Annotated in this window: 21 protein-coding genes and 1 tRNA gene; 7 read left to right on the forward strand and 15 right to left on the reverse strand. The window is 62.1% G+C overall.

Annotated features, from left to right (window positions below; all coding sequences use genetic code 11):
• Positions 1-105: 105 nt before the first annotated feature.
• The 6 genes from VZC39_RS19735 to yqhD form a co-directional block, all read right to left on the reverse strand.
• Positions 106-1434 carry a CoA-disulfide reductase gene (locus VZC39_RS19735; RefSeq protein WP_434664632.1) on the reverse strand — a complete coding sequence of 443 codons (1329 nt, stop codon included), beginning with the start codon at positions 1432-1434 and terminating at the stop codon, positions 106-108.
• 75 nt (positions 1435-1509) lie between these two features.
• Complete coding sequence (locus VZC39_RS19740; protein ID WP_434664633.1) at positions 1510-2910, reverse strand: L-cystine transporter; 1401 nt, start codon at positions 2908-2910, stop codon at positions 1510-1512.
• Positions 2911-3065: 155 nt separating this feature from the next.
• Positions 3066-4358: a serine dehydratase subunit alpha family protein gene (locus tag VZC39_RS19745; RefSeq protein ID WP_434664635.1), complete on the reverse strand. Its 1293-nt coding sequence runs from the start codon at positions 4356-4358 to the stop codon at positions 3066-3068.
• Between the two features lie 374 nt (positions 4359-4732).
• Positions 4733-6217 carry a Re/Si-specific NAD(P)(+) transhydrogenase subunit beta gene (gene pntB / locus VZC39_RS19750; RefSeq protein ID WP_434664637.1) on the reverse strand — a complete coding sequence of 495 codons (1485 nt, stop codon included), beginning with the start codon at positions 6215-6217 and terminating at the stop codon, positions 4733-4735.
• Between the two features lie 11 nt (positions 6218-6228).
• Positions 6229-7755 carry a Re/Si-specific NAD(P)(+) transhydrogenase subunit alpha gene (locus VZC39_RS19755; protein WP_434664638.1) on the reverse strand — a complete coding sequence of 509 codons (1527 nt, stop codon included), beginning with the start codon at positions 7753-7755 and terminating at the stop codon, positions 6229-6231.
• A gap of 507 nt (positions 7756-8262) precedes the next feature.
• Positions 8263-9426, reverse strand: a complete 1164-nt coding sequence (gene yqhD / locus VZC39_RS19760) for an alcohol dehydrogenase (RefSeq protein WP_434664640.1) — start codon at positions 9424-9426, stop codon at positions 8263-8265.
• Positions 9427-9566: 140 nt separating this feature from the next.
• On the opposite strand from yqhD, the gene VZC39_RS19765 reads away from it, so the two are divergent.
• Positions 9567-10469, forward strand: coding sequence for an AraC family transcriptional regulator N-terminal domain-containing protein (locus VZC39_RS19765; RefSeq protein WP_434664641.1), 903 nt, complete (start codon positions 9567-9569; stop codon positions 10467-10469).
• A gap of 189 nt (positions 10470-10658) precedes the next feature.
• Here the strand turns inward: VZC39_RS19765 and VZC39_RS19770 are convergent, their stop codons facing one another.
• Both VZC39_RS19770 and VZC39_RS19775 read right to left on the reverse strand, forming a co-directional pair.
• A complete protein-coding gene (locus tag VZC39_RS19770) occupies positions 10659-12548 on the reverse strand; it encodes a methyl-accepting chemotaxis protein (protein ID WP_434664643.1) in 1890 nt (629 codons plus the stop codon).
• Positions 12549-12677: 129 nt separating this feature from the next.
• The gene (locus tag VZC39_RS19775) at positions 12678-13601 is read right to left on the reverse strand and encodes a LysR family transcriptional regulator (RefSeq protein WP_434664645.1); all 924 of its coding nucleotides are present in this window, start codon (positions 13599-13601) and stop codon (positions 12678-12680) included.
• A 107-nt stretch (positions 13602-13708) separates the two neighbouring features.
• Here VZC39_RS19775 and VZC39_RS19780 point away from each other — a divergent pair, with 107 nt between their 5' ends.
• The gene (locus VZC39_RS19780) at positions 13709-14305 is read left to right on the forward strand and encodes a LysE family translocator (protein ID WP_349920175.1); all 597 of its coding nucleotides are present in this window, start codon (positions 13709-13711) and stop codon (positions 14303-14305) included.
• Positions 14306-14386: 81 nt separating this feature from the next.
• Here the strand turns inward: VZC39_RS19780 and VZC39_RS19785 are convergent, their stop codons facing one another.
• From VZC39_RS19785 to VZC39_RS19795, 3 genes are all read right to left on the reverse strand, one after another.
• A complete protein-coding gene (locus VZC39_RS19785; RefSeq protein WP_349920176.1) occupies positions 14387-15208 on the reverse strand; it encodes an alpha/beta hydrolase in 822 nt (273 codons plus the stop codon).
• A 220-nt stretch (positions 15209-15428) separates the two neighbouring features.
• Complete coding sequence (locus tag VZC39_RS19790) at positions 15429-16799, reverse strand: phosphatidylserine decarboxylase family protein (RefSeq protein WP_349920178.1); 1371 nt, start codon at positions 16797-16799, stop codon at positions 15429-15431.
• A 321-nt stretch (positions 16800-17120) separates the two neighbouring features.
• A tRNA-Trp gene (locus VZC39_RS19795) sits at positions 17121-17197 on the reverse strand.
• Positions 17198-17405: 208 nt separating this feature from the next.
• Between VZC39_RS19795 and VZC39_RS19800 the strand changes: the two genes are divergently transcribed.
• The 4 genes from VZC39_RS19800 (at position 17406) to VZC39_RS19815 (ending at position 20315) form a co-directional block, all read left to right on the forward strand.
• Positions 17406-17948, forward strand: coding sequence for a hypothetical protein (locus VZC39_RS19800; protein ID WP_349920179.1), 543 nt, complete (start codon positions 17406-17408; stop codon positions 17946-17948).
• Between the two features lie 274 nt (positions 17949-18222).
• Complete coding sequence (pyrB, locus tag VZC39_RS19805; protein WP_349920180.1) at positions 18223-19143, forward strand: aspartate carbamoyltransferase; 921 nt, start codon at positions 18223-18225, stop codon at positions 19141-19143.
• Positions 19144-19159: 16 nt separating this feature from the next.
• Positions 19160-19624: an aspartate carbamoyltransferase regulatory subunit gene (pyrI, locus tag VZC39_RS19810; protein WP_349920181.1), complete on the forward strand. Its 465-nt coding sequence runs from the start codon at positions 19160-19162 to the stop codon at positions 19622-19624.
• 199 nt (positions 19625-19823) lie between these two features.
• Positions 19824-20315, forward strand: coding sequence for an arginine repressor (locus VZC39_RS19815; protein ID WP_349920183.1), 492 nt, complete (start codon positions 19824-19826; stop codon positions 20313-20315).
• Between the two features lie 202 nt (positions 20316-20517).
• Here VZC39_RS19815 and VZC39_RS19820 read toward each other — a convergent pair whose 3' ends face one another.
• The 4 genes from VZC39_RS19820 to arcA form a co-directional block, all read right to left on the reverse strand.
• A complete protein-coding gene (locus VZC39_RS19820; protein ID WP_434664649.1) occupies positions 20518-21924 on the reverse strand; it encodes a YfcC family protein in 1407 nt (468 codons plus the stop codon).
• 122 nt (positions 21925-22046) lie between these two features.
• Entirely contained in the window at positions 22047-23051 is a 1005-nt protein-coding gene (gene argF / locus VZC39_RS19825; protein WP_434664651.1) for an ornithine carbamoyltransferase, read from the reverse strand.
• A 69-nt stretch (positions 23052-23120) separates the two neighbouring features.
• Positions 23121-24047, reverse strand: coding sequence for a carbamate kinase (locus VZC39_RS19830; RefSeq protein ID WP_349920187.1), 927 nt, complete (start codon positions 24045-24047; stop codon positions 23121-23123).
• A gap of 60 nt (positions 24048-24107) precedes the next feature.
• The gene (gene arcA / locus VZC39_RS19835; protein ID WP_434664653.1) at positions 24108-25328 is read right to left on the reverse strand and encodes an arginine deiminase; all 1221 of its coding nucleotides are present in this window, start codon (positions 25326-25328) and stop codon (positions 24108-24110) included.
• Between the two features lie 747 nt (positions 25329-26075).
• On the opposite strand from arcA, the gene VZC39_RS19840 reads away from it, so the two are divergent.
• Positions 26076-26252 (forward strand): hypothetical protein, encoded by a 177-nt coding sequence (locus VZC39_RS19840; protein ID WP_349920189.1) that lies wholly within the window; start codon positions 26076-26078, stop codon positions 26250-26252.
• Positions 26253-26804: the final 552 nt, after the last annotated feature.

Raw genomic sequence — 26804 nt, forward strand, 5'->3', positions numbered from 1 at the left:
CTGCCATAAAAAAACCGGAGCCTGGGCTCCGGTTTTTTTATGGGCGTTTTTATCCATATCGGCCCCAGCATGGGGAGAGATGGGGCCGACGAATCGCGTCACCTCTTACTTGGCCACGTTGCCCGCCACGTTGAGGGCATCCCAGGTACGGGAGAAGGGCGGGGCGTAGGCGAAGTCCAGCATGCCGAGCTGCTCCGTCGTCACCCCCATGGTGATGGCGACCGCCAGGGCGTCGATACGGTGCACGGCTCCCTTGCGGCCCAGGATCTGTCCCCCCAGCATGCGCTTGCTGCCTGCCTCATACACCAGCTTGATATGGATGTCGGACTGGCCTGGGCAGTAGTTGGTGTGGCACTTGTCCTTGATGACCACGGTACGATAGTCGATGCCCATCTGCTGGGCCTCTTTCTCAGAGAGCCCGGTGCGACCCGCCTCCAGCCCCAGCACCTTGAGGGCCGCCGAGCCCAAGGTCCCCGGGAACACCTGTTCGGCCCCCGCCAGGTTCTCCCCCACCATGCGACCCAGCTTGTTGGCGATGGTGGCAAGCGGTACATAGACCTGCTGCTGCTTGACGCCGTGCCAGACGCTGGCGCAATCCCCCGCCGACCAGACGTTCGGCAAGGAGCTGCGGCCCTGACGGTCGATCTCGATGGCGCCGTTGGCCAGCCGCTTGATGCCGGTCTCGGCCAGAAACTCGGTGTTGGGCCTGACCCCGGTGCAGACCACCACGATATCGGCCTCGTATTCCCCTTTATCGGTACGCACGCCGCTTACCCGACCGTCACCGAGCAAGGCCTCGACCCGCTCGCCGAGGTGCAGGCTGACTCCCTGCTCCCGCAGCTCGGTCTCGATATGGCGGGTGATCTCCTCATCGAATGCCTCCGGGATGACCCGCTCGGCCAACTCGATGAGGCGCACCTCCTTGCCCTGATGGACCAGCGCCTCCACCACCTCCAGCCCGATAAAACCGGAGCCGATGACGATCGCCTTCTTGTTGTCCTTGTTCTGTACCGCAGCCTTGAGGGCCAGGCCGTCCGCCATGCGGCGCAGGCCGAAGACGCCCTCCTGCTGCAGGCCGGGAATGGGAGGCATCACCTCACGGGCGCCGGTGGCGATCATCAGCCGATCGTAGCGATCGGTGAAGGTGTCACCGTCATGTTCCACCACCAGGGTCTGGGCGGCAGCATCCAGGCTCAGCACCCGGTGACCGGTCTTGACCTCGATCCCCTTGGCGGCGAACTGCTCGACGCTGAGCTCGGCCATGAAGCCGGGATCCTGGAAGTCGTCGCCGACGAAATAGGGCAAACCACAGGCTCCGAAGGAGATCACCTCGGACGCCTCATAGACCAGGATCTCCGCATCCTTGGCCAACCGGCGAGCCTTGGCGGCCGCACTCATGCCAGCGGCTTCGCCCCCTATGATGACAATACGCATTGCTTGACTCCTGTAACGACAGGGGAGGCCTCGCCTCCCCGTTTCATAGTTCGATGATTAAGAACATGGGCCCGCTCAGACCCTGGATTCTTCCCCGTCCAGGCTTATCTCGGCATCGTTATTGAACACCGTCATGTCGGTCTGTCCCATCAGCTTGCTGGTGATGGTACCCGCCGTGATGGAGCCGGAGACGTTGAGGGCGGTGCGGCCCATGTCGATGAGGGGTTCGATGGAGATGAGCAGACCCGCCAACGCCACCGGGAAGTCCAGGGCGGAGAGCACGATCAGCGCCGCAAAGGTGGCACCGCCCCCGACCCCGGCCACCCCGAAGGAGCTGACGGTGATGATGGCAATCAGAGTCATGATGAAGCCGGGATCCAGAGGATTGACCCCCACGGTCGGGGCTATCATCACTGCCAGCATGGCCGGGTAGATACCGGCACAACCGTTCTGGCCTATGGTGGCGCCGAAAGAGGCGGCGAAGTTGGCGATCCCCTCCGGGATGCCGAGCGCCTTGGTCTGGGTCTGCACGTTCATGGGGATGGAGCCCGCGCTGGTGCGGGAGGTAAAGGCGAAGGCCAGCACCGGCATGATCTTCTTCAGGAAGCGGGCCGGGTTGATCCCCACCAGGCTCACCAGCAGCAAGTGCACGGCGAACATGATGGCGATGGCGCCGTAGGAGGCCAGCACGAAGTTCAGCAGGTTGAGGATGTCAGCGTAGTTGGAGCCGGACACCACCTTGGCCATCAATGCCAGCACGCCGTAGGGAGTGAGACGCAGCACCAGGGTCACCATCCGCATGACGATGGCGTGGGCCACCTGCATGAAGCGCTCGAAGCTGGCGAAGATCTCCGGCTGCTTGCGGGCGATGCCGGTGGCCGACAGGCCGATGAAGATGGAGAAGATCACCACGGCGATGGTGGAAGTCTTGCGCCCCCCCGTCATGTCGAGGAAGGGGTTGGCCGGAATGAATTCCAGCACCATCTTGGCAAACGACATGTGCTCGACGCTGCCGAGGCTGGTCTGCAAGGCTGCCCCACGGGCTGTCTCGGCGGCGCCGGCGGTGAGTCCCTCGGCCGTCAGACCGAACAGGTTGGACATCAGAATGCCCGCCCCGGCCGCAATCATGGTGGTGAAGATCAGCACCCCTATGGTCAGGCCGCTGATCTTGCCGAGTGCACTGCCGCCGGAGAGCTTCAGGATGGCGCCGATGATGGAGACCATGATGAGGGGGATGATGATCATCTGCAGCAGCTTCACATAGCCGCTGCCGACGATATCCAGATAGTCGACGGTCTTCACCAGTACATCGGCGCCGACGCCGTACAGCAGTTGCAGTGCGCCGCCGAACAGGATGCCGAGGCCCAGACCCGCAAAGACCCGGCGGGTGAAGCTGACGTGGGTTTGCTGCAGGCGATAGAGAAACAGCAGCAACATGACCAGAATGGCCAGATTACCGATAACGCTAAGTGTCATGATATTCCCCAAATGACCGGGCCTGGCCCGGGATGAATGGACGAGCACCTCATGTGCATCCGCCCTGAAACTGGCCGCATCGTGGCGGCACGCCCCCCGGTATGGCCGGGGTGGCGCCAGTCAAAGACAGAGGGTGGCCTGCGCCACCCTCTTCATCAGCTCGCCTTGCCTTGTTGCTTGGCCCGCATGATGTTGATGATCTCGATATCGGTATCCAGCATCCCCTGCTTGGAGAGCCGGCCCAGGTTGGCGATGGTCTGGTCCACGTCATCGGAGACGATCCCCTCGCTCTGGGGCACCCGCAGGTTGTTGATGGCCATCAGGGAGGATTTGACCGCCGCCGAGGTGGAAGTGGAGACCTTCATGGAGCAGGCGCTGCCCGCCCCGTCGCAGATGATACCGGAAACGTCGCCAATCATGTTGTTGATGCAGTGGCTGATCTGTTCGAACTGGCCGCCCAGCAGCCAGGTGATGGCGGCCCCCGAGCCCATGGCGGCGGTACTGGCGGCGCACAGGGCCGACAGCTTGTTCTGGTAGGCCTTGATGTAGATGGCCACCAGGTGGCTCATCACCAGGGCCCGGGCCAGTTGCTCGTCGCTCGCGTTGAGGAAGCGGGCGGCGGCGACCACCGGCATGGTGGCGGCGATGCCCTGATTGCCGGAGCCGGAGTTGGACATGGCGGGCAGCATGGCACCATCCATGCGCGCATCGGAGGCGGCAGAGGAGAGGCGCATGGCCAGCGTCATCAGGTCGTCGGAGAGCAGCTTGCGCTCCACCTGATCGGTCAGGATCTTGCCGATGCGCAGGCCATAGCCCTGCAACCCCTCATCCGCCAGCGCCTGGTTCATGCTGGCCGCCTCGCGAATGAAGTCGATCTCCGCCAGTGGTGCTTCCAGCGCAAACTCCACGATCTCCTTCAGGGTCATGGTGGGTTTGTCGGATTTGGCGGGCTGGATCTGCACCCCGGGGGCGCTGTCCTGCTCCATCAGCACCTCGCCATCCTTCTCCATCAGCACGATGCGGGTGTGATCGGTGCAGATCACCACCCGGGCGCTGTGGCCGTCTGCTTCGGCCAGCACCTCGGCGTAGAGCACATCCGGCACATCCTTCACATCCACCTGAATGAGGGGGAGCAGCATCTTGGCCGCCTCCACCTGGGCCGGCGTCAGGGTTTTGAGCACCTCGAGGCCCGCATCCGGGTTGCCCCCTGTAATGCCGACGGCGGCAGCCACCGGCAGACCGATCATGCCGGTGCCGGGCACGCCCACCCCCATGCCGTTCTTGAACAGGTTGCCGCTCACCCAGACGCTGATGCGGGCGGGATCCTGCCCCAGCAGCCTGCGGCAGTTGGCCGCCGCCAGCGCCACCGACATGGGTTCGGTGCAGCCAAGGGCCGGCACCACTTCACGCTTGAGCAGGGTTATGAAATCGGTCCATTGTGCTTTCATCTGTGGTTCTCGTATTCACTGTGCCGCGTGACATTGCTGGCCCGGCGGATGGATCTGGTGGAAGGAGGGCCGCTGCGGGCCCGCCCGTTCCTGTAACTTTATTTGATTTTAATGACGTCAGAATCAAATAAAATTGAAGCCGTTCGCCTTTTGCCGCCATTATGCCTTCCAGCAGGAGGAACGTCACCGGATTGCGATCCGGATCGCCATTTGGAGTCCAAACGAACCTGCTTGTCGTCGGCGCCAAACCTCTCCCGACCCCCGATCCAGCCGTCTGTGCTCAGGCCGCACGCCCAATACCAGGCAATAAGAACGCCCAATGCCGGGTAATAAAAAAAGGAGGCCGAAGCCTCCTTTTTCCATTCCGCTGACGCTTACAGCGCCTTGAGGATCGCCTCGACGCTGGCCTTGGCATCGCCAAACAGCATCTGGGTGTTTTCCTTGAAGAACAGCGGGTTCTGGACACCGGCGTAGCCAGTGTTCATGGAGCGCTTGAAGCCGATGACGTTCTGCGCCTTCCACACTTCCAGCACCGGCATGCCGGCGATGGGGCTGCCCGGATCTTCCATGGCGGCCGGGTTGACGGTGTCGTTCGCACCGATCACCAGCACCACGTCGGTATCGCTGAAGTCCTCGTTGATCTCGTCCATTTCCAGCACGATATCGTACGGGACCTTGGCTTCCGCCAGCAGCACGTTCATGTGACCCGGCAGACGACCGGCCACCGGGTGGATGCCGAAGCGCACCTTGACGCCACGATCACGCAGCTTCTGGGTGATCTCGGCCACCGGATACTGAGCCTGTGCCACCGCCATGCCGTAGCCCGGGGTGATGATGACGGAGCTGGCGCTTTTCAGCATCTCGGCCACGTCTTCGGCATTGGTCTCGCGGTACTCGCCCAGTTCCTGATCGGCGGTGGAGGCCACGCCGTCGGAGCCGAAGCCACCGGCGATGACGGAGATGAAGGAGCGGTTCATCGCCTTGCACATGATGTACGAGAGGATGGCACCGGAGGAACCCACCAGGGCACCGGTCACGATCAGCAGGTCGTTGGAGAGCATGAAGCCCGCCGCCGCCGCCGCCCAGCCGGAGTAGGAGTTCAGCATGGAGACCACGACCGGCATGTCGGCGCCACCGATGGAGGCGACCAGGTGCCAGCCGAACGCGAAGGCGATCAGGGTCATCAGCAACAGGGCGAAGGTGGAGCCACCAACGTTGACGAAGTGGATCATCAGCGCCAGCGACACGACCACGGCCAGCAGGTTCAGCTTGTGGCGATGTGGCAGTTGCAGCGGCTTGGAGGAGATGAGGCCACGCAGCTTGCCGAACGCAACGATGGAACCGGTGAAGGTCACGGCACCGATGAAGACGCCGAGGAAGACTTCCACCAGGTGGATGTTCAGCATGGCGCCAGACAGGTGCTCGACCTGGGCGACACTGGCCGCCTGCTCGAACGCCGCCCGGGCTGCCGCCAGGGTGGCATCCAGGTTGGAACCGACGGAGACCACCACCTCGGCAGGGGCGGACGGGTGCAGGTCGATGAAGCTGTTGAAGCCCACCAGCACCGCCGCCATGCCCACGAAGCTGTGCAGCACGGCCACCAGCTCGGGCATCTCGGTCATCTCGACCTTGAGTGCCAGCCGCACGCCGATGGCGCCGCCGATGACCATGGCCAGGATGATCCAGTGCACGCCACTGGTTTCCGGGTTGAAGACGGTGGCGAGCAGGGCGATGGCCATACCCGCGATACCGAACAGGTTGCCATGCTTGGCCGTCTCTTGCTTCGACAGTCCCGCGAGACTGAGGATGAAGAGCACGGCGGCAACGATATAGGATGCTGTTACCAGTCCTTGAGACACGTTAAACCCCCTTAATCCTTACGGAACATCTTCAGCATGCGCTGAGTAACGGTGAAGCCACCGAAGATGTTGATACTGGCAATCAGCACGGCGATAAAGGCCAACACGGTGACCAGGGTCGACCCTTGCCCTATCTGCAGCAGGGCGCCGACCACGATGATGCCGGAGATGGCATTGGTGACCGACATCAGCGGCGTGTGCAGGGAGTGGGAGACGTTCCACACCACGTAGTAACCGACCACGCAAGCCAGGATGAAGACGGTGAAGTGGGAGAGGAAGGCGGCAGGGGCCACCGCAGCCACCCAACCGAAGGCGGCGATGCCGAGGGCACCGAACACGAACTTCTTGTTGGAGGGTTTCTTCTCTTCAACCTTCTTCGGCGCAGCCTTGGCGGCCGGCTTCTGGGGAGCGGCGGAGACGGAGATCGCGGGGGGCGGGAAGGTCACTTCACCGGCCTGGATCACCGTCATGTTGCGCTGGACCACGTCCTCGAAGTCGATGGCGACGTTGCCGTCCTTCTCCTTGCACATCAGCTTCATCAGGTTGACCAGGTTGGTCCCGTAGAGCTGGGAGGATTGGGCAGGCAGACGACCCGGCAGGTCGGTGTAACCGATCACCTTGACGCCGTTCGGGGTGACGAACAGCTCGGTCGGCACCGTGTATTCGCAGTTGCCGCCGGTGGCGGCCGCGAGATCCACGATCACCGAACCCGGCTTCATGCTGTCCACCATCTCTTTGGTGATGAGCTTGGGAGCAGGACGGCCCGGGATCAGGGCGGTGGTGATGATGATGTCCACTTCCTTGGCCTGCTGGGCGAACAGCGCCATCTCGGCCTTGATGAACTCATCGGACATGACCTTGGCGTAACCGTCGCTGGAGGCGCCATCTTCGCCGCCGAAGTCCAGCTTGAGGAACTCGCCACCCATGGACTCGATCTGCTCGGCCACTTCCAGACGGGTGTCGAAGGCACGCACGATGGCGCCGAGGGAACCGGCGGTCCCGATGGCGGCCAGACCGGCCACGCCGGCACCGATCACCAGTACCTTGGCAGGGGGAACCTTGCCGGCGGCGGTGATCTGACCGGTGAAGAAGCGGCCAAACTGGTGGGCGGCTTCGACCACGGCGCGATAGCCACCGATGTTGGCCATGGAGGAGAGGGCATCCAGGGACTGGGCACGGGAGATCCGCGGCACCATGTCCATCGCCATCACATTGATGTTGCGCGCGGACAGCTTCTCGACCAGCTCGGGGTTCTGAGCGGGCCAGATGAAGCTCACCAGGGTGGCGCCATCCTTAATTTCTGCGATCTCGGCGTCGGTCGGCGCATTGACCTTGAAGATGAGGTCGGCTTGCCAGACGCTCGGCACCACGCTGGCACCGGCAGCCTCGAAGGCGGCATCATCGAAGCTGGCCAGCTGGCCGGCACCGGCCTCGATGGCAACCTCGAAGCCGAGCTTTTTCAGCTGCTCGACGGTGGCCGGGGTCGCTGCGACCCGGGTCTCACCGGCGAGACTCTCTCTCGGTATTCCAATCTGCATGACTATTCCCTGATGGTTAATAAACAATCATTGCCCAGTCTCTCATGTCTGAGCAGACAAGGCATGACCAAAGTACAGGTCACGGGCCCTTTGTTATGAAAATCAGCAGGCTTTACCTCAACCTCCTGTCATGGTCAGGCCCCCGCTTTTCAGGCGCGAAGGTGATTAGTATCAAATTTTGGAGTTTTATTACAACCGCAGCCCGGACGGCGTCGGTACAGAATTCAGCCCAACCCGACCCATGATTAAAAAAAACAAACTAAATTAGCGACTTATACCAGCAAAAAGCACCAAAAAAAGTGATCCAACCAGTCAAAAAAAATGTTTAACCGGCCCTCTATCTTAGCGTTTTTTGTTCTTACGAAATCTGCCGTTGGCGCATGGGATGAGACGAAGCGGAAAAAAGTAACCGTTTTGTAACGAGAACGGGGCCGCTTCCCCGCCCGCAGGCTGAGGAAGGGCCCCGCTATACATAGCCGAGTGGCACTGGCGGCAGCTGGGCGCCGCTTACCAGGCAGCCTCATAAATATGCTTGCTCTGGGCAAGGTCGATGTCGCCGTGCTCACCCAGGCTGGTCATGCCGTGCTCTTCCAGTTTGGCCAGCAGGGTATCGATGCCCGCATCCGCCAGACCATAGTCCCGCAGGCGGGTCTTGATCCCCATCCGCTCGAAGAAGTCGCGGGTGGCCTTGATGGCGCCGTCGATGCGCTCTTCCTCGGTGCCACTGCGCAGATCCCAGACTCGCTCGGCGTATTGCAGCAGCTTGGCATGTTTCTGCTCACGCTTGGCCTGCAGCAGGGCCGGCAGCACTACCGCCAGGGTCTGGGCGTGATCCAGGCCGTGCAGGGCGGTGATCTCGTGGCCCAGCATGTGGGTCGCCCAGTCTTGCGGCACGCCGGCACCGATCAGGCCGTTCAGGGCCAGGGTGGCGCTCCACATGATGTTGGCACGCACGTCGTAGTTTTCCGGCTCCACCAGCGCCTTGGGACCTTCCTCGGCCAGGGTCAGCAGCAGGCCTTCGGCGAAGCGATCCTGCACCTTGGCATTGACCGGGAAGGTGAGGTACTGCTCCAGGGTGTGGATGAAGGCATCCACCACGCCGTTGGCGACCTGACGGGCCGGCAGGGTGTAGGTCAGCACGGGATCCAGCACGGCGAAGCGCGGCATCACGAAGGGGGAGAAGAAGTGCTGCTTGTCACCACTACTCTTGCGGGTGATGACGGCGCCCATGTTCATCTCGGAGCCGGTGGCCGGCAGGGTCAGCACGGCGCCGAGGGGGATGGCGGAAGCCACCTCGCCGCCAACGGTCTCGAGGATGTGCCAGGGGTCTTTGGCCAGATCGTAGTGGGCGGCGGCGGCGATGAACTTGGTACCGTCCAGCACGGAGCCACCACCGACCGCCAGCAGGAAGTCTACCTTCTCGGCGCGGGCCAGTTCGACGGCGCCCATCAGGGTCTCATAGGTGGGGTTCGGCTCGATGCCGCCGAATTCGAACAGGGTCATGCCCGCCAGATCCTGCTTGATCTGGGCCAGCAGGCCGCTGCGCACCACGCTGCCACCACCGTAAGTGATGAGGATGCGGGCGTCCTGGGGGAGCTGCTCGCGCAGGTGGGCGACCTGGCCCTTGCCGAACAACACCTTGGTCGGGGTGTGCAGAGTGAAGTTGTACATTGGGATTACCTCTGGATGGCTGCGCGGCCTGGCCGCAAAATGATGATTGCATTTTTCTACAGTCAGACCTTACCATCAAGGCAACATTCTGCAGATTGCTTGCCTATTTCTGCAAACATTGAAATTTACCTGGAGTACCTATGTCCGACCGCTACGCCGACCTCGCCGCCCGGCTGACCCGCCACGTGGCGGCCCCGGGCATCACTCCCTCCCCGGTCTCCCAGGTCAATCTCATCTACACCACCGAGCCCCACGGCCGCCTGCCGGTGCTCTACCAGCCGCGGATGATAGTGATCTTGCAGGGCCACAAGGTGGGCTACCTGGCGGATCAGGTGTTTCGCTACGATCCCAGCCATTACCTGCTGATGACCCTGCCCCTGCCCTGCGAGTGCGAGTGTTTCGCCTCCCCCGAGCAGCCCCTCATCGGCTTCTCCCTGGAGATCAACGTGGCCACCCTGCAGGAGCTGCTGCTGGAACTGGGGGACAATCTGCCGCCCCCGCCGCCCCAGAAGAGCGGCGTGCTGGCGGTGCCCCTCTCGGAGCAGATGTTCTGCGCCGCCGAGCGGCTCATCGATCTGATGGACAAGCCCCATCACGCCCGGGTGCTGGGGCCCCAGACGGTGCGGGAGATGCTGTTCTACGCCCTGCACGAGGGGGGCGGCCCGGCCCTGCAGGCCCTGGCCAACCGCCACAACCACATGGGGCAGATAGCCCGCGTGCTACGGCTCATCGAGCAGCGCTACGCCGACACCCTGACCATGGAGGAGCTGGCGCGGGAGGTGAACATGAGCGTGTCCGCCTTCCACCACCACTTCAAGGCGGTCACCGCCACCTCGCCCCTGCAGTACATCAAATCGTTCCGGCTGCACAAGGCGCGGATGATGATGCTGCACGACGGCATCAAGGCGGGCACGGCGGCGGCCAAGGTCGGCTACGAGAGCGGCTCCCAGTTCAGCCGGGAGTACAAGCGCTTCTTCGGCAGCACCCCCACGGATCAGGCCTCCCGCTTTCGGGACGGGCAACTGCGCATCATGGAGGGGTGATCCCCTTGTCCACGGGCATCGCCGGGATCCCGAGGGGCCGCGGCTAACTTGCATGCGCGGAGTCCCTCTGGCAGCGCCGCAGGGCCGGATGAGCACCCATTATTCATCCGGTGCATGCGGTTGCAGTTTCCATTCTCACCATGAATAAAGGCGGCCTGTGCCGCCTTTGTGATCGTCGTGACGCCCCGTTCAGAGCCGGAAGCGGCCAATCTCCTGCTCCAGTCGCTCGGTCAGGGCCTTGAGGGATGCCGCCTGATGGGCCTCCTCCCGCGCCTGCTCCGCCAGCTCCTGGGAGACGTGGCGTATGTTCTCGGTGTTGCGGCTGATCTCGCCGGTGACCGAGGTCTGCTCCTCCGCCGCCGCCGCTATCTGGGTCGCCATGTCGCTGATGGCGCCGATGGCCTCGTTGATCTGGCCGAGGCTCAGGTTCGCGGCTTCGGCATCCTCCACGCTGGTGCCCGCCAGCTGACGGCTGCTCTCCATGCCGCTGACGGCACGACGGGTGGTCTGCTGCAGCGCCTCTATCATCTGCTGGATCTCGGCGGTGGAGTCGTGGGTGCGCCGCGACAGCACCCGCACCTCGTCCGCCACAACCGCAAAACCGCGCCCCTGCTCCCCGGCCCGGGCCGCCTCGATGGCGGCGTTCAGGGCCAGCAGATTGGTCTGCTCGGCGATGCCGCTGATGGTGGCCAGGATGCCGCTGATCTTCTGGGCATGGGTATCCAGCTCGTGGATGGTCTGGCTGGCATCGGCGACCTCATCGGCAAGGCTCGTGATGCTGCGCTGGCTCTGGCCGACCTGGGACTGGCCCGCCACCGCGAGGTGCACCGCCTCCCCGGAGGTGGTGGCGGCAAACTCGGCGTTGCCGGCGATCTCCTGGGTGGCGGAGGCCATCTCGGTCACCGCGGTGGCCACCATCACGATCTCGTCCTGCTGCTGGCGCACCCGCTCGCTGCGGGACTCGGCACCCCGGGCCTGGGCGCGGGACTGATCCGCCAGTTCGATGGTCACCTCCCGCAGGCGGCTGACGATGCCGTGCAACCTGGCCACGAACTGGTTGAAGCTCTGGGCGAGCTGGCCCACCTCGTCCTGGCTGCGGGTGGCGATCTGCACCGTCAGATCCCCCTCCCCGTGGGCGATGTCGGCCAGCGCCTTCGACACCCGGCCGAGATCGGCGAACAGGTAGTTGAAGGTGGCGATGAGCAGGGCGCTGAACAGCAGCAGGAGTACCAGAGTCAGCCCCACCAGCTGCCACAGCAGGGTGGCGAAGGGCGCCTCCAGCACATCCTGGTACATCACCATGGCCAGCAGCCAGTCGGTACCGGGCACCGCCTGTACCGACAGCAGCACGGCGCGGCCGTCGATGGTAGCCGGGTGCAGCTCGCCGCTCTGGCTCCAGCTCGTCAGGGCCGCCCCCGAGAGATCCGGTGCCAGCTCGGCCACCTGCTTGAGGGCCAGATCCTTCTGGGGGTGGCCGACGATGAGGCCGGTGCGGTCCAGCAGCATGGCATAGCCCTCCCCCTGCACCTTCATGGCCAGCACCTCGTCGATGAGGGCATCCAGGGAGAGATCCGCCCCGACGGTACCGATCACCTGACCCTGATGCAACACGGGTTCGGCCAGGGTCACCACCATCTGCTGCATGGTCACGCTCACATAGGGCGGGGTGACGATGAACTTGCCCGCCTTGACCGCGTTCTGGTACCAGGGGCGGGCGCGCGGGTCATAGTTGGCGGTGTTGAGGGAGGGGTCGTGACGGGTCATCTGCCCGTCGCTGCCACCGAAGTAGGTGAGCCCGAAGCCGCCGGAGGTACGGGTCTGCAACAGATGGGGCACCAGGGTCGCCTGCGGGTTCTCGGCGATGACGGCGGCCAGGGCATCCACCGCGTGCTTGCGGTCCTCCATCCAGCTGCCGATGGCCACCCCGTGGGCATGACCGTAGTTGACGGCCTCGCTCCGGATGGCCTCCAGGGTACGGGACTTGAGAGTCTGGAAGGCGACCACGCCGAGCAACGCCGCCATCAACAGCACTACCCCCAGGCTGGTCGCGAGCAGCTTGCCGCGCAACGAGAGTGTCATGACTACAGATCCTTGTGGTGACGGGAGGCAGAGATACCTCCATCTTGGTAGGACTATCGGCGCTAACGGGGCAGGACTTTAGTGAATCTGATCTATTTATTGATAATTTTCCGCATACTGTACTGCCGATCACGCTTCTGGCTCTGCCTCCTGCTGCCGCAGACCGGCACCTCCCAGTTCACTCAGCAGCAGATCCAGCAGGGCAGGCGGGCGCTCCCCGTGCCAGGCCAGCGCCGTGGTGACCACCTGCACCTCCCCCGCCAGGGGGCGGATCACCACGTTGGCCGGGGCGCTCTTGTGCAGGGTCTCCGGCACCAGGGCCACCCCCTGGCCGCAGCCGACGAAGGCGACCTGTGAGGCCACGGTACGCGCCTCGTGCAGCACCCGGGGGGCGAACCCCGCCTCGTGGCAGCAGGCCATCAGGGTATCGAAATAGGCCGGATTGAGGGCCCGGGGGAACAACACGAACGGCTCCTCCGCCAGGGCGGCGAGGGGCACCGCCGCGTCCCCCGCCAACGGATGGGTGGCGGGCAACGCCACCGCCAGCCGATCCTGCTTCAGGGGGCGCACCCTGATGCTCCCCTTGTCCCGCCCGGCCAGCCGCACCAGCGCCAGATCCAGTTCGCCGCTCTCCAGCGCCGGGATGGCATCGGCGCTGTCTATCTCCCGCACCGAGACGGTGACGCCGGGGTGGCTCAGCTTGAGCCGCTCGATCACCGCCGGCAGTTCATCCAGCATGGCGGAGGTGATGGCCCCGATGGTCAGCAATCCCACCTGGCCCGATGCCGCCTCCCGCACCGCCAGCTCCAGATGTTCCAGCTGATCCGCCAGCCGCCGCACCGCGGGCAGGATGGCCTGCCCCGCCGGGGTGAGTTGCACGCCCTTGGGGGTGCGATCGAACAGTTTCACCCGCAGGGCGTGCTCCAGCACCTTGATCTGCTCGGTCAGGGGCGGCTGGGTCATGCCGAGACGGCGGGCGGCGCGGCCGAAATGGCGCTCCTCGGCCACCGCCAGAAACAGCCAGAGATGGCGGACGAGTCGGAAGTTGATCATGGTCGATAGCCTGTTCGAATCGGGTCGTTACTTTCTTTGGATTTTACGTATAGGTGGCGCCTCACAACAATGGCGACCACCTCTCGCAACGCGGCACAGGAAGCGCAGTGCAACTCTATCTCATGTTTCTCACCCTGGCGGGGCTCACCATATTGAGCCCGGGCCCCAGTACCCTCAAGTCCCTCACCAATGCCCTCAACCACGGCCTGGGGGCGGCCCTGGTCGGCATGCTTGGCCTCACCTGCGGGGTGCTCGGGGTGGCCATCCTCTCCGCCACCAGCCTGGGCGTGCTCATCGCCACCTCCCCCACCGCCTTCCAGTGGGTGCGCTACGGCGGCGTGCTCTACCTGGCCTGGCTCGGGGTGAAGTTGTGGCGCAGCGTCCCCCGCCCCCTCGGTGAGGTGCCACCGACCGCCCGTCGCCATCTGTTTCTGGAGGGGGTCATGCTGCAATTCACGAATCCCAATGCGCTGATCTTCTTCCTATCCATACTGCCCCAGTTTATCGACCACCAGCGGGCCTATCTGCCACAGTTTGTGCTGCTGGTTTCCAGTTTCTGTCTGCTGATGATGGGGGTCCACGGCGGCTACATCCTCTCGGCCCGCAAGGCGCGGCGCTGGCTGCAGGGGGGCGGCGGACGCTGGATCAACCGCATCAGCGCCCTCGCCTTCCTGCTGCTCGCCCTGGTGCTGCTGCGGGGCTGACCGCACCCGCCATCCCGGGTTGCGCGCACCGGGTCGACGCAGCGTGACCGCGGCGTCAAACGGTCCGGTGCGCGATGCCTGCTATTGGCCGAGGTAGCGCTCGCTCTCCTCGAAGAACTCCGCAAGGGCCCACCACATCAGCACCGGGTTCGAATACATGGGGAAGTGGCCACAGCGAGGGATCTCGGTCAGCCTGACTCCGGCCTGCGACAGCGCCCCGAGATAAGAGAGATGGGCGTTCTGTTCCCCGTACATGAAGTGCCGGGGGCACGGCAGGGCGAGGAACTTGCCGAGCAGATCCCCCTCATCGCTGTGCTGCACCATGGAGCGGAAGATGGGCCGCACCGCCCCGCTACGCACCTTGTGCTGCAGGCTGGCGGCGTAAAGGGCGCTCGCCATGTCCCGGCCGTGGCGGGTGCGCGCGATGAAGTCGGCGAAGAAGGCCTCGTCACTCTCTGCCGGATGGGCGTGCACCTGGCGGCTCAGGAAGCAATCCTCCGGTGCCAGGTTGCCCTCGATGCTGGTGAGGCTGAGCACCCGCTCGGGATGGCGATGGGCCAGCAGCAGGGCAGTCAGCCCGCCCATGGAGTGACCCACCAGATGGAAGCGCTCGAACCCCTTGCTCTCTGTCATCCGCACAGCAATCTGCACCAGCAGATCCAGATCGATGCGGGCCGGGACGTCGATGGTGGAGGCGCCACAGCCCGGTGCATCCCAGGCGAGGAAGGGTCTCTCCTCGAAATCGGGATGGTGGACGAGATCGGCGTAATCCTCCTTGGTGGAGCCGAAACCGTGCAGGAAGACGACGGGGGCGCGCAGGCCGGGGCGGCCGATGGCGGCGATCTCGAGCCGCGCCTCCCCCAGTTGCAGGGGTTGGGTCCATTCGGTGAAGCGGGGGGACATGGGATCTCCTGTGAGTGAGCCGGATGGCGGCCCCCGATTATGGCCAGCCCGGCCCGCCCGGTGAATTTTGATCAGCGTATCGGCACCATTCGCTCAGGCTATGGGGATGGGGCCATTGATTCGATTGGCCAGGGTGTCATGCCCCGAATGATGCCACCCTCCTCTGTTTCGCCCATGAAAAAGGCCGCCAGATGGCGGCCTAATGGCGTTCGGGACGGCGCTACTTCACCCTGGCGATGGCGGTGTTGAGCCGCAGGTTGATGGCGTCGAGGCCCGGGGTCTGGCCATGGAAGTCGAAGGCCAGCTCCACCCCCTTGCGAAACACCAGACAGTGGGTCGAGCCGCCGAAGTGGAACATGCCGAGCTGATCCCCCTTCTTCACCCTGTCCCCCGCCTTCACCGTGATGTCGCAGCTCGACACCTCGGCCATGCCCACCGGCACCACGCACATCAGGCCTATTCTGGGGTTGTCCGCCTCGATGAAGATCAGCGCCCGGGTTGCCACCGAGGTGAGGAAGGGCTGGGAGTTGTTGGGGGCGCTGGGATCGGCCCCGTCCGCGTCGAGGAAGCCCTCGTACTGGTTTTCCAGGTAGTAGGTGCCGTTGACGATGCGCACCTTGCGGATGGTGCCGCTCACCGGGCTGTGCCAGCGGTGATAGCTCAAGGCACTGAGGAAGGCCTGGTAGACGGTACCGCCGTCGAACAGGGGCGCGGTGTCATCAAAGTCGAGCATGTTGTCCAGGGAATAGGGCTGCCCCTTGAGCCAGAAGCGATCGCTGCGGCTCACCCCGGTCTTGACCTGCAGCGGTGCCGACTCGCAGGCATTGACGATGACGCCGTCATCCCCGGGAGAGGAGACCGGCCGTACGCCGGGACGGAAGGTGCGGGTGAAAAAATCATCCCAGCAGCCGAAGCCATGGTACGGCTCCGCCGGATGGCACTGGAAGATGGCATCAAAACGGGCCGGGGTCGGATTGCTGCCCTCCCCCCGGGCCGAACCGGCCACCTTCACCATCTCGGCCTGCGCCACCTCTCCGAGCCAGGGGACGATCAGGGTCTCCTTGTCCAGCCGGCTGACCGGCTCGGTCAGCACGTAGCGGGAGGCCGGGCTCTGCAGAAACTGCGACCAGTAGCCGAGGATCTTCTTGAACTGCTGGTTGACCAGGGTGTTGGCAAAGAACAGGTAGCCGGAGCGGGTGGCCATGGGCCAATCCAGCAGGGCATTGATGGGGAAGCCGATGAGACCGGAGGGCTCCTGGCTCGGGATGTCCTGATAGGCTTCCGGGGCCGTGGTCATGATGCCGTTGAGCAGGACCAGAAATTCGTCGAAATCTTTCAGCGCAATCTGCCCGAGAGGGGTCAGATGCTCGTGGCGCCAGGCCTCCTTGAACATGGCATCTGCCTGGGCGTGCAGCAGGGGATCGGATTTCACCAGATCCTGCAACTGGGCGATGGGGGCCACCAGCGGCCGCGGTTGCTGCGCCACATATGCCTGCAACCGCTTGATCCAGCGATCGATGTGGTGCTGATCCTGTGGCACCCAGCCACCGGGGCGGGACTTGTTCAAGCGGGTTTCAACGGCCTTGTTCATGATGACTCTCCTCGCGATGTCCTCAATGCCAGCTAGGGCTGGCGCATCCATGCAGGCGACCGACTCAGACAGGATCATGGTGCCGAGTGGCGCAGCCCATGTGGTGTAGCACAGGGGGCAAGAGCACACGACTGCCAGAAACGACATGGCAGGAAAGCGCGACTGGGACTAGCGCAGGAGCATGCAGACAAGAAATTGAAAAATAACGGGTATTTTTTCTGGATCGAGCGAGCAGGACAGAAGAGGCAAGGCACTGGCCACAGAAAAGTGGCGGGACGGAAATGCGAAAGGCCAGCTCAATGAGCTGGCCTTTCTGAAAAATGGCAGGGGCGGCAGGACTCGAACCCGCAACCATCGGTTTTGGAGACCGCTGTTCTACCAATTGGAACTACGCCCCTGCAACAAACGAGGCGAATTATACAAAGCCGGGATCAAAGGTAAAGGCTTTTTTCGCACTTTCGATGCGATTGCGCAAATCACGAGCAGATGCCGTCGATTTTGGCAGCCTCGGGGGGTAACTCGCTGTATTTACAGCCTTGTCAGGGTAGGAAAGCCACCAAAATGGAGGTAGGGTGGGATCAAGGGCTAGGCAAGAGGAGAGTGCTCATGCTCAATTACCGCTTACTTCAACAACTTGCACCGCTCAACTTCAGGGACGAGAGCAAAACCGAGCCCTTGCCCGACTATCTGGCACGGGTCGGCCCCGCGGTCCCCTTCATTCCCCCCAATGTGCTGAGCCAGTGGATTTACCGTCATTGGCGCGGTTTCGAGTCCAACTGGAGCTTTATCGATCTCGCCAGCCACGACTTCCAGTGCGAACACTGGCTCACGGCGCGCATCCTGGCCGACATCGATTCCCGCCACATGGAAGTGATCGAGCGCTGGGGAGAGCTGCTGCGCCACAATCGCTACGTGCGCCGCTCCTGGCTCGGGGAGAAGATGCTGACCCTGGGCACCTGGACCGAGCCCATCATAGTGCTGGATCCCGCCCTCGTCGCAAGCTCCCCGGATGGCCAGCCCCTGCCCGGCCCCTACTGCCTGCTGGAGGGGCACCACAGACTCGGCTATCTGCGCAGCATGGCGCAGGATGGGCTGCCGTTGCAGGATGAGCACCAGGTCTGGGTTTGCCGACCCGTTCGCGCCAGTTAAACGTTTTTTTGTCGAAAAAATGCCTCAGAAATAAATTTTTGACAATTCAAAAACCGACTCTATAATCGTTGCGGTTTTGAAAAAGGTCAGGACAGGACGATGCCGTTTTTAATGAAAAAAGCAGCCTTGCAGACGAGTGGAACGCACCAGAGCGGCCCCGTTGTTTCCGGTTCCCGACCCACAGATCCCCAATTGTTTTTAAAAAGAGCCCCTGTTTCAGGGGCTTTTTTTTGTGCCCGAAAAACCTTCATTGATGCCAAAGGGAATGCAGACGATGACCAATCCACTCTATAACAAACACGTCATCTCCATCTCGGATCTGACCCGGTCCGACATGGAACTGGTGGTCGCCACCGCACAGCGGTTGAAGGCCGAACCCGACACCCGCCTGCTGAAAGACAAGCTGGTCGCCAGCTGCTTCTTCGAAGCCTCCACCCGCACCCGCCTCTCCTTCGAGACCGCGGTACAGCGCCTCGGCGGCAACATCATCGGCTTCGCCGACGGGGGCAACACCAGCGCCAAGAAGGGGGAGACCCTGGCGGACTCCATCAAGATCATCGGCTCCTACTCCGATGCCGTGGTGATGCGTCATCCGAAGGAAGGGGCGGCCCGCCTCGCCTCCGAGTTCTCCCGGGTGCCCGTCATCAACGGCGGCGACGGCTCCAACCAGCATCCGACCCAGACCCTGCTGGACCTCTTCTCCATCCATGAGACCCAAGGCAAGCTGGACGGCCTCAACGTCGCCTTCGTCGGCGACCTGAAATACGGCCGCACCGTACACTCCCTGGCCCAGGCCCTCAGCCTGTTCAACTGCCGCTTCTTCTTCATCTCGCCGGAAGCGCTGGCGATGCCGGACTACCTGTGCGAGGAGCTGGAAGAGAAGGGCATCCAGTTCAGCGTGCACGAGACCATGGAAGAGGTGATGCCGGAGCTCGACATCCTCTACATGACCCGGGTCCAGAAGGAACGCTTCGACGAGACCGAGTACAAGCACATGGCCGCCAAGTTCGTGCTGGAACTGGCCACCCTGGAAGGGGCCAAGCCGACCATGAAGATCCTGCATCCCCTGCCCCGCGTCGACGAGATTGAGGTCGCGGTCGACAAGACGCCCCACGCCTACTACTTCCAGCAGGCGGAGAACGGGGTCTATGCGCGCCAGGCACTGCTGGCACTGGTACTGAACGAAACCGTCTAAGGGAAAGGGGAACATCATGTCCGAGAAGAACCAACTGCAAGTCGAAGCCATCCGTCAGGGCTCCGTCATCGACCACATCCCCGCCGGCCAGGGCATCAAGATCCTCAAGCTGTTCCAGCTGATCGAGACCCAGGAGCGCATCACCGTCGGCTTCAACCTCAAATCCGGCGCCCTCGGCAAGAAGGATCTCATCAAGATCGAGCACACCCGGCTGACCGAACAGCAGGCCAACCAGCTGGCCCTGTTCGCCCCCAAGGCGACCGTCAACATCATCGAAGACTTCGTGGTGGTGAAGAAGCATCAGCTGGCACTGCCGGAGTTCATCACCGGGGTGTTCCACTGCCCGAACTCCAACTGCATCTCCCACAACGAACCGGTGGACAGCTACTTCCGGGTACGCGAAGTGAAGGGCGCGGTGCGCATGAAGTGCAAATACTGCGAAAAATCCTTCACCCAGGACATCGTCAGCGAACGTTACTAATAGCCAGCTGGGCCCCACGGGGCCCATTTTTGACCCCTGTCACATCACTTATTCCCCCTTTGGTTATAATTTGCCATCCCATAACGGCTAAACGCCGCTCATTCGCTACCCGATTCTTTTTCAACAGCATTTTTTGCTAGCAAACGGACATAGGGTAGTGGTGACGCCTAGCCTACGGTTATCATCAAAGGACATCCCCGTGGTCAAGACCCTCAGCCGTCCCGTCGAAATCGAGTCCGACCAGGCCCAGCTGGACGCCTGCCGCCAGATCATCGGCCAGCACTGCTACAGCACCCAGGAAGAGATCCGCCGCGAGCTGGCCGACCGGGGCTTCGCCGACATCAGCCAGTCCACCATCTCCCGCCTGCTGCGCCGCCTCGGCGTGGCCAAGGCCCAGAATGCCAACGGCAAGAAGGTCTACACCCTGGTGGACGAGCAGCTGGAACCCGCCGGCAGCACCCGCTCCATCCACGACATGGTGCGCGGCGTGGTCCACAACCAGCAGATGGTGCTGGTCCACACCACCCCGGGGGCCGCCACCGTGGTGGCTCGCCTGCTGGATCGCAACGCCGATCCCGAGATCCTGGGAGCCGTGGCCGGCAACGACGTGGTGCTGGTCGCCCCCCGCCACATCAGCCGCACCCGCCAGGCCCACGCCGCCGTGGTGCGCACCCTGGCCCAGGCCCGCTAAGTTTTTCTCCTCCCATGCAAATAACAAAGGCGACCCCGGGGTCGCCTTTGTTATGCCCGCTCGCGCCGTCTCTCGCTTGCCGCCCCTCTCCCTCAACCGCACGCCTGCCGGCTTTCGAACCGACTCTCCGGCCGGCATGACCTTCCCCAGCCGCAATAAAAAAACGGGAGCCAGTGGCTCCCGTTGTTTAGCGTATGTCCCATCAGGCCAACATGGCACCCAGGCTCAGGCAGACCACGATCAGCACGGTCAGGATGCCGAGCAGCGGGGCTACCCACTTCAGCCAGCGCACATAGGGCACCTTGGCAATTGCCAGGCCACCCATGACCACGGCAGAGGTCGGGGTCACCAGGTTCACCAGGCCGGAGGCAGACTGGTAGGCCGTCACTACCAGCTCGCGACCCACGTTGGCGAAGTCGGCGAGCGGCGCCATGATCGGCATGGTCAGCACCGCCAGACCGGAGGAGGACGGCACCAGGAAGGAGAGCACCACTTCCAGCACAAACATCACGTTGATGAACACCACGGTGGAGAGGCCGGTCACGATGCCTTCCGCACTGTGCAAGATGGTGTGGGTGATCATGCCGTTGTCCATCACCACCACGATACCGCGGGCGATACCGATGATGAGGGCCACGCCGAGCAGGTCACGGGCACCGTCGATGAAGTTGGAGGTCAGCTCCTCCTCGCTCATGCGGGAGATCACGCCGACGATGATGGCGGCAGCCAGGAAGACGCCGGAGATCTGCGCCATCCACCAGCCGAGCACGGCCACCCCGTAGATCATCACGGCGAAGGCGGCAACGAAGATGCCCAGCACGATCTTGCGGGTCAGGGTGAACTCCAGCATCTCGTCGCTGCGGTTGCCGAGGAAGTGGGCACGGTTCTCTTCCCACTTGTCAGCCACCAGGGACTTGCTCGGATCGTTGCGTACCATCTTGGCGTAGCGCATCACATAGGCCACGCACAGCAGCCAACCGGCCACCAGCATGGCGACACGCAGCCAGATGCCGTCGGTGAAGGAGATGCCCGCCGCGTTGGCGGCAATCACGGTGGCAAACGGGTTGATGGTGGAGCCCAGGGTGCCGATCCCGGCGCCGAGCAAGACGGTGGCGGCGGCGACCACGGGGTCGAAACGGGCGGCCATCATCACCGGTACCAGCAGGGTGTAGAACGGCAGGGACTCTTCCGCCATGCCGTAGATGGTGCCCCCTGCGGCGAACAGCGCCATCAGGATGGGGATCATCCACTCCTCGCGGCCACGCAGACGATCGGTGACGCGCTCGATACCGGCATCGATGGCACCCGTCTTGGTCACTATGCCAAGGAAGCCACCGATGATCAGGATGAAGAGGGAGACGTCGATGGCGCCAGCCTCATAGGTATCGTGGTTGTAGAGGCCGTCGATGGGTGCCAGCAGCACGTCGACGATCCCCTGGGGATTGGCATCCACCAGCTTGTAGGTACCGGCTACCGGTACTTCCTTGCCGAGGGATTCGTTCATGGTCATGTCATATTTGCCCGCCGGGACTATCCAGCTCAGGGCGGCCACCAGGGCGATCAGCACAAACAGTATCGTGTAGGCTGACGGGAACTTGAATTTGGTCATGGTCCAGCTTCCTTCTGTGGGTGTGGTATCCATGCAATCTGCGGGTGTAGGGTTAGAGGTATTGTGCCGCTGTCACATGGTCGAAAAGCCGGGGGTCACCCCCCGGCACCACTACTGCGACCTTAGTCGCCCAGCGTAGCAACCATCACTGCCTTGATGGTGTGCATCCGGTTTTCGGCCTCGTCGAATACGATGCTGTGTTCGGATTCGAACACGTCCTCGGTCACTTCCAGACCCTTCATGCCGTATTTGTCGGCCACTTCCTTGCCCATGGTGGTCTCGTCGTTGTGGAACGCCGGCAGGCAGTGCATGAACTTCACATCCGGGTTCTTGGTGGCGTTGATGACGTCCATGTTGACCTGATAGGGGGTCATCAGTTTGACGCGCTGATCCCAGGCTTCTTTCGCTTCACCCATGGAGACCCAGACGTCGGTGTAGAGGAAGTCGGCACCCAGCACGCCCTCTTTCACCTCTTCGGTCAGGTGGATGCGGGCACCGGTCTCTTCGGCGATCTGGCGGCACTGGGCGACCAGCTCTTCTTCCGGCCAGAAGGCCTTGGGCGCAACCAGACGGATGTCCATGCCCATCTTGGCGGCACCGACCATCAGGGAGTTGCCCATGTTGTTGCGAGCGTCACCCAGGTAGGCGAACTTGATCTGGTCCAGACGCTTGCCCTTGCCGTGCTCCAGCATGGTCATGAAGTCGGCCAGGATCTGGGTCGGGTGGAATTCGTTGGTCAGGCCGTTCCAGACCGGCACACCGGCATGGGCACCCAGCTCTTCCACGATCTCCTGACCGAAGCCACGGTACTCGATGCCGTCATACATGCGACCGAGGACGCGGGCGGTATCCTTCATGGACTCCTTGTGACCAATCTGGGAACCGCTTGGGCCGAGGTAGGAGACTTGTGCCCCCTGGTCGAAGGCCGCGACTTCAAACGCGCAACGGGTGCGGGTGGAGGTCTTCTCGAAGATCAGGGCGATGTTCTTGCCGGTGAGGTGCTTGCGCTCATAGCCACCGTATTTGGCCTTCTTCAGGTCGATGGCGAGATCGATCATGTATTGGATTTCGCGCGGGGTGAAGTCCAGCAGTTTCAGGAAGTTACGGTTACGCAGATTAAAAGCCATGATGAGTTCTCTCTATATTTGTTCAGACCAATGTGGGCAGTGTTATTGACTACGCAGTGATTCAACGACTCAGGCATTCACGGTATTGGTGGCGACGATATTGGTGCCGGCTTCGCCCCTCAGGATGGCCAGGCCATCTTCCAGGGAACCGATCCCGACCATGCCTCCGGTCGCCTTGACGAATTCGCAGGACGCTTCGACCTTGGGCCCCATGGAACCGGCATCGAACTTGACGCCAGCCAGCTCGTCCGGGCTGGTGATCCGCAGCGGACGCTGGGTCGGCTTGCCCCAATCCAGGTAGACGGCATCGGCGTCGGTCAGGATCAGCAGGGCGTCGGCCTTGATCTGCTTGGCCAGGTAGGCGGCAGACATGTCCTTGTCGATGACGGCTTCGATGCCGGTCAGGCTCTGGCCATCCCAGGTCACCGGAATGCCACCACCACCGGTACAGATGATGAGATGGCCCTGGGCGATCAAGGTTTCGATGGCGTCGCCTTCGACGATGCGCTGGGGCAGCGGGGATGGCACCACGCGGCGGAAGAACTTGCCGTCGGCCTTGACGCTCCACTGCTTCTCGGCAGCCAGGGCGCGGGCTTCCGCCTCTTCGTAGACGGGACCGATAAACTTGGTCGGGTTGGCGAAGGCAGGATCCTTGGGATCAACCTGCACCTGGGTCAGCAGCGCGGTGACGTTGCGGCTCGGCATCAGGTTCTTCAGCTCCTGGATCAGCATGTAGCCGATCATGCCCTGGGACTCGGCGCCCAGCACATCCAGGGGATAGGGAGAAACCTTGGTATAGGCGCTGTTTTGCAGGGCCAGCAGACCGACTTGCGGGCCGTTGCCGTGCACCAGCACCACGTTGTAATCCTCGGCGATGCGGGCGATGGTCTTGGCGGCGGTGGCGATGTTCTTGCGCTGGATGTCCGCTTCAAGGGGCTCACCGCGGCGGAGCAAGGCATTGCCACCCAGGGCGACGACGACAGTTGGTTTTTTCATGATATTGATCTCGAAAGTGAGTCTGTGTGGCGCCAGCCTCCGCCGGCGCCACGCCGTCGGTTAGATGCCGTCACGTTCCATCGGGCAGCTCATGCAGCGGGCGCCGCCGCGGCCACGTCCCAGCTCTTCACCCGGGATGGGCAGCACAGTGATGCCGGCCTTGTCGTATTTCTCGTTGGTGTAGGTATTGCGCTCGTAACCCACGACCACGCCAGGACGCACGGTCAGCACGTTGTTGGCGTCGTTCCACTGCTCGCGCTCGGCCTCGAAGGTGTCGCCGCCGGTGGTGATGAGTTTCAGCTGATCCACACCCAGCGCCTTCTCGATGGCGGTCACGAAGTAGCCTTCTTCCTTGATGCTCATGCCGGTGGCGCCGCCCGGGGTCAGGCTCCAGCAGTTCACATCCTTGCGGATGACTTCCGGATAGACGGAGAAGGTGTCTATGTCCATGTGGGTCATGACGGTGTCCAGGTGCATGCAGCTGCGGTGTTTCGGCAGTTGCATGGCGATGACCTGCTTCGCCTGGCCGTGCTTGAACAGGCCGCGGGCCAGGTGTTCGACACCCTGCGGCGTGGTGCGCTCGGACATGCCGATGAGCACGGCGCCACGACCGATGACCAGGACGTCGCCCCCTTCGATGGTGGAGTTGTCGTAGTCACGCTCTTCGTCACCGAAGTACTTGATGAAGTCCTGACCGGCGAACTGCGGGTGCCAGCGGTAGATGGCCTTCACATGGTTGGTTTCGCGGCGACGGGCGGCCTTGGCCATGGGGTTGATGGAGACGCCACCGTAGACCCAGCAGGAGGTGTCACGGGTGAAGAGGTGGTTGGGCAGTGGCTCGATGATGAAGTCGGTCGGAGCGTGCATGCCCACGACCATGTTGACGCCGCTGTAGGGCATCTCGGAGTAGGTCAGGCCGCCGGAGAGGATGCGAGCCAGCTCGCGGTGCGGCATGTCGGCCAGGAAGCAGCGCACGTCGTTGGCCAGTGCGGTGCCGAGGCGATAATCGGAGACCTGGTTTTGCAGCAGCCAGGCTTTGGCTTCCGGCACATCCAGGGTTTCGGCCAGCAGATTGGTCAGTAGGAAGACTTCGACATTCTGATCGCGCAGCACTTGAGCGAATTTGTCGTGCTCCTGGCCGGCGCGTTCCACGGACAGGACGTCATCGAACAGCAGATCCTGACAGTTGGAAGGGGTCAGACGCTTCAGACTGAGGTTGGGGCGGTGCAGCATGACACGGCGCAATTGGCCAACTTCAGAACCTACATAAAATTTGCTCATGATTATATTCCGTCTAGCAGTGGTCCCTGCGAGTGATTGAATAGATTCCTTCTATTCTGGCTCGTGGCTAAGGCGGGATATTCTTTATGTAGGGTACTCAGCTTGTGTTCTATCCTGCCCTTGCCTTTCGACGCAGAGATTAGGCCTGCAAACCACTGCAAACTTAGACATTGATCACATTCAATCCGAACTGAATAAAACCATGAGTTAATTTTTGATGGAGTTTACATAACTGGCATTTAGCCATTCACCCCATCCGAATCGATAAGCAAAAAACACCTTGTTTATTTCAATTAGAGACCGTTTTCATTCACGTGAAATATCTACAAAGGGATATGGTAGATAATAAATACAGAGCAAAATCAATCAGATAAAAACAAATTACAGATGAATTGAATTTTCTATGCTGAAGAGTGAATGGATCGCCAAAAAAATCCCGCCTGGCCTCCACATAAATAGTCACTCGCATTACCGAGCGTGCATAATCAGTTTCTTGTCCAAGATCATGGCAATGACGCCAAGCCGCCTTCCCAGCACCCCAAATGACAAGACTCGTCCTATGTCATTTATATGGATATGCATTTTGTTCGCATCCGAACGGTGCTTTTTTCAACCCGATGATGGCGACCCGATTTTAAACTTTTTTCATTAGTTGAATTTATCGTCCCTCCTTGCGGCGTCCCCCACCTCGACTTAACTCAAAAAGTGATTCAGATCACACCGAGTCCTGTCACCAAGGAGATATCCATGAAGATCAAATCGCTGTTTCTGCTCATCGCCCTGGTCCTGCCCGCCACCCCGACTCTGGTCAGCGCCCAGGGCGCTCCCGCCATTCCCCTGGTGGTCTGTCATGTCGGCCAGGCTCCCCAGATGCTGGTACCCGAATATGTGTGCCAATGGCATGGCGGCAGCCAGCACTATTAACCCCTGAGCCCAAGGGGAGGTTTCTTCCTCCTCTTGGCCAGCTCCCCGCGAGCACCATCATTCCCTGCTTATCCCTTCATTCATCCAGACCATCAGAGCCCGCCACAGGCACCGAGATCAGCGTTTCCCGCTCACCGTCGTTGATGGGCAAGTCTCTAGCCCTCTCCGTGTCACCATTCATTGCAAGATGGTTTCCTCTTCCGGGAAGGGTAACCGGGTGCCCCTTGGGAGGAATGGCATGGTGCCGTGACTCGGGTCAGATGGCTGGCGTTCTGGCTCTCCTTCGCAAACGACTCCGCCATTTGTCAGGTTCCTGAACCCCAGTTAAATGGCGTGTGAGACATTCGCCATTGCATGCGTAAGTTAGACTCCCAACAAGATCCCGCCATAGTCGGAATAATGGATCGAAAAACCTGCCATAAAAAAAATAATTCATTGATAAATAAAGATATAAGTCTTTCTTGGTTTCCTGGGAAACGAGTTGGGTAAAAACGTTTTTCAGCATGCCGTTGTCGTCCCCCGCGAAATCCTTATAGTTACTCCTGCACGGAC

This window comes from Aeromonas sp. NJAU223 (assembly GCF_051125555.1).
Lineage (GTDB): Bacteria > Pseudomonadota > Gammaproteobacteria > Enterobacterales > Aeromonadaceae > Aeromonas > Aeromonas veronii_G.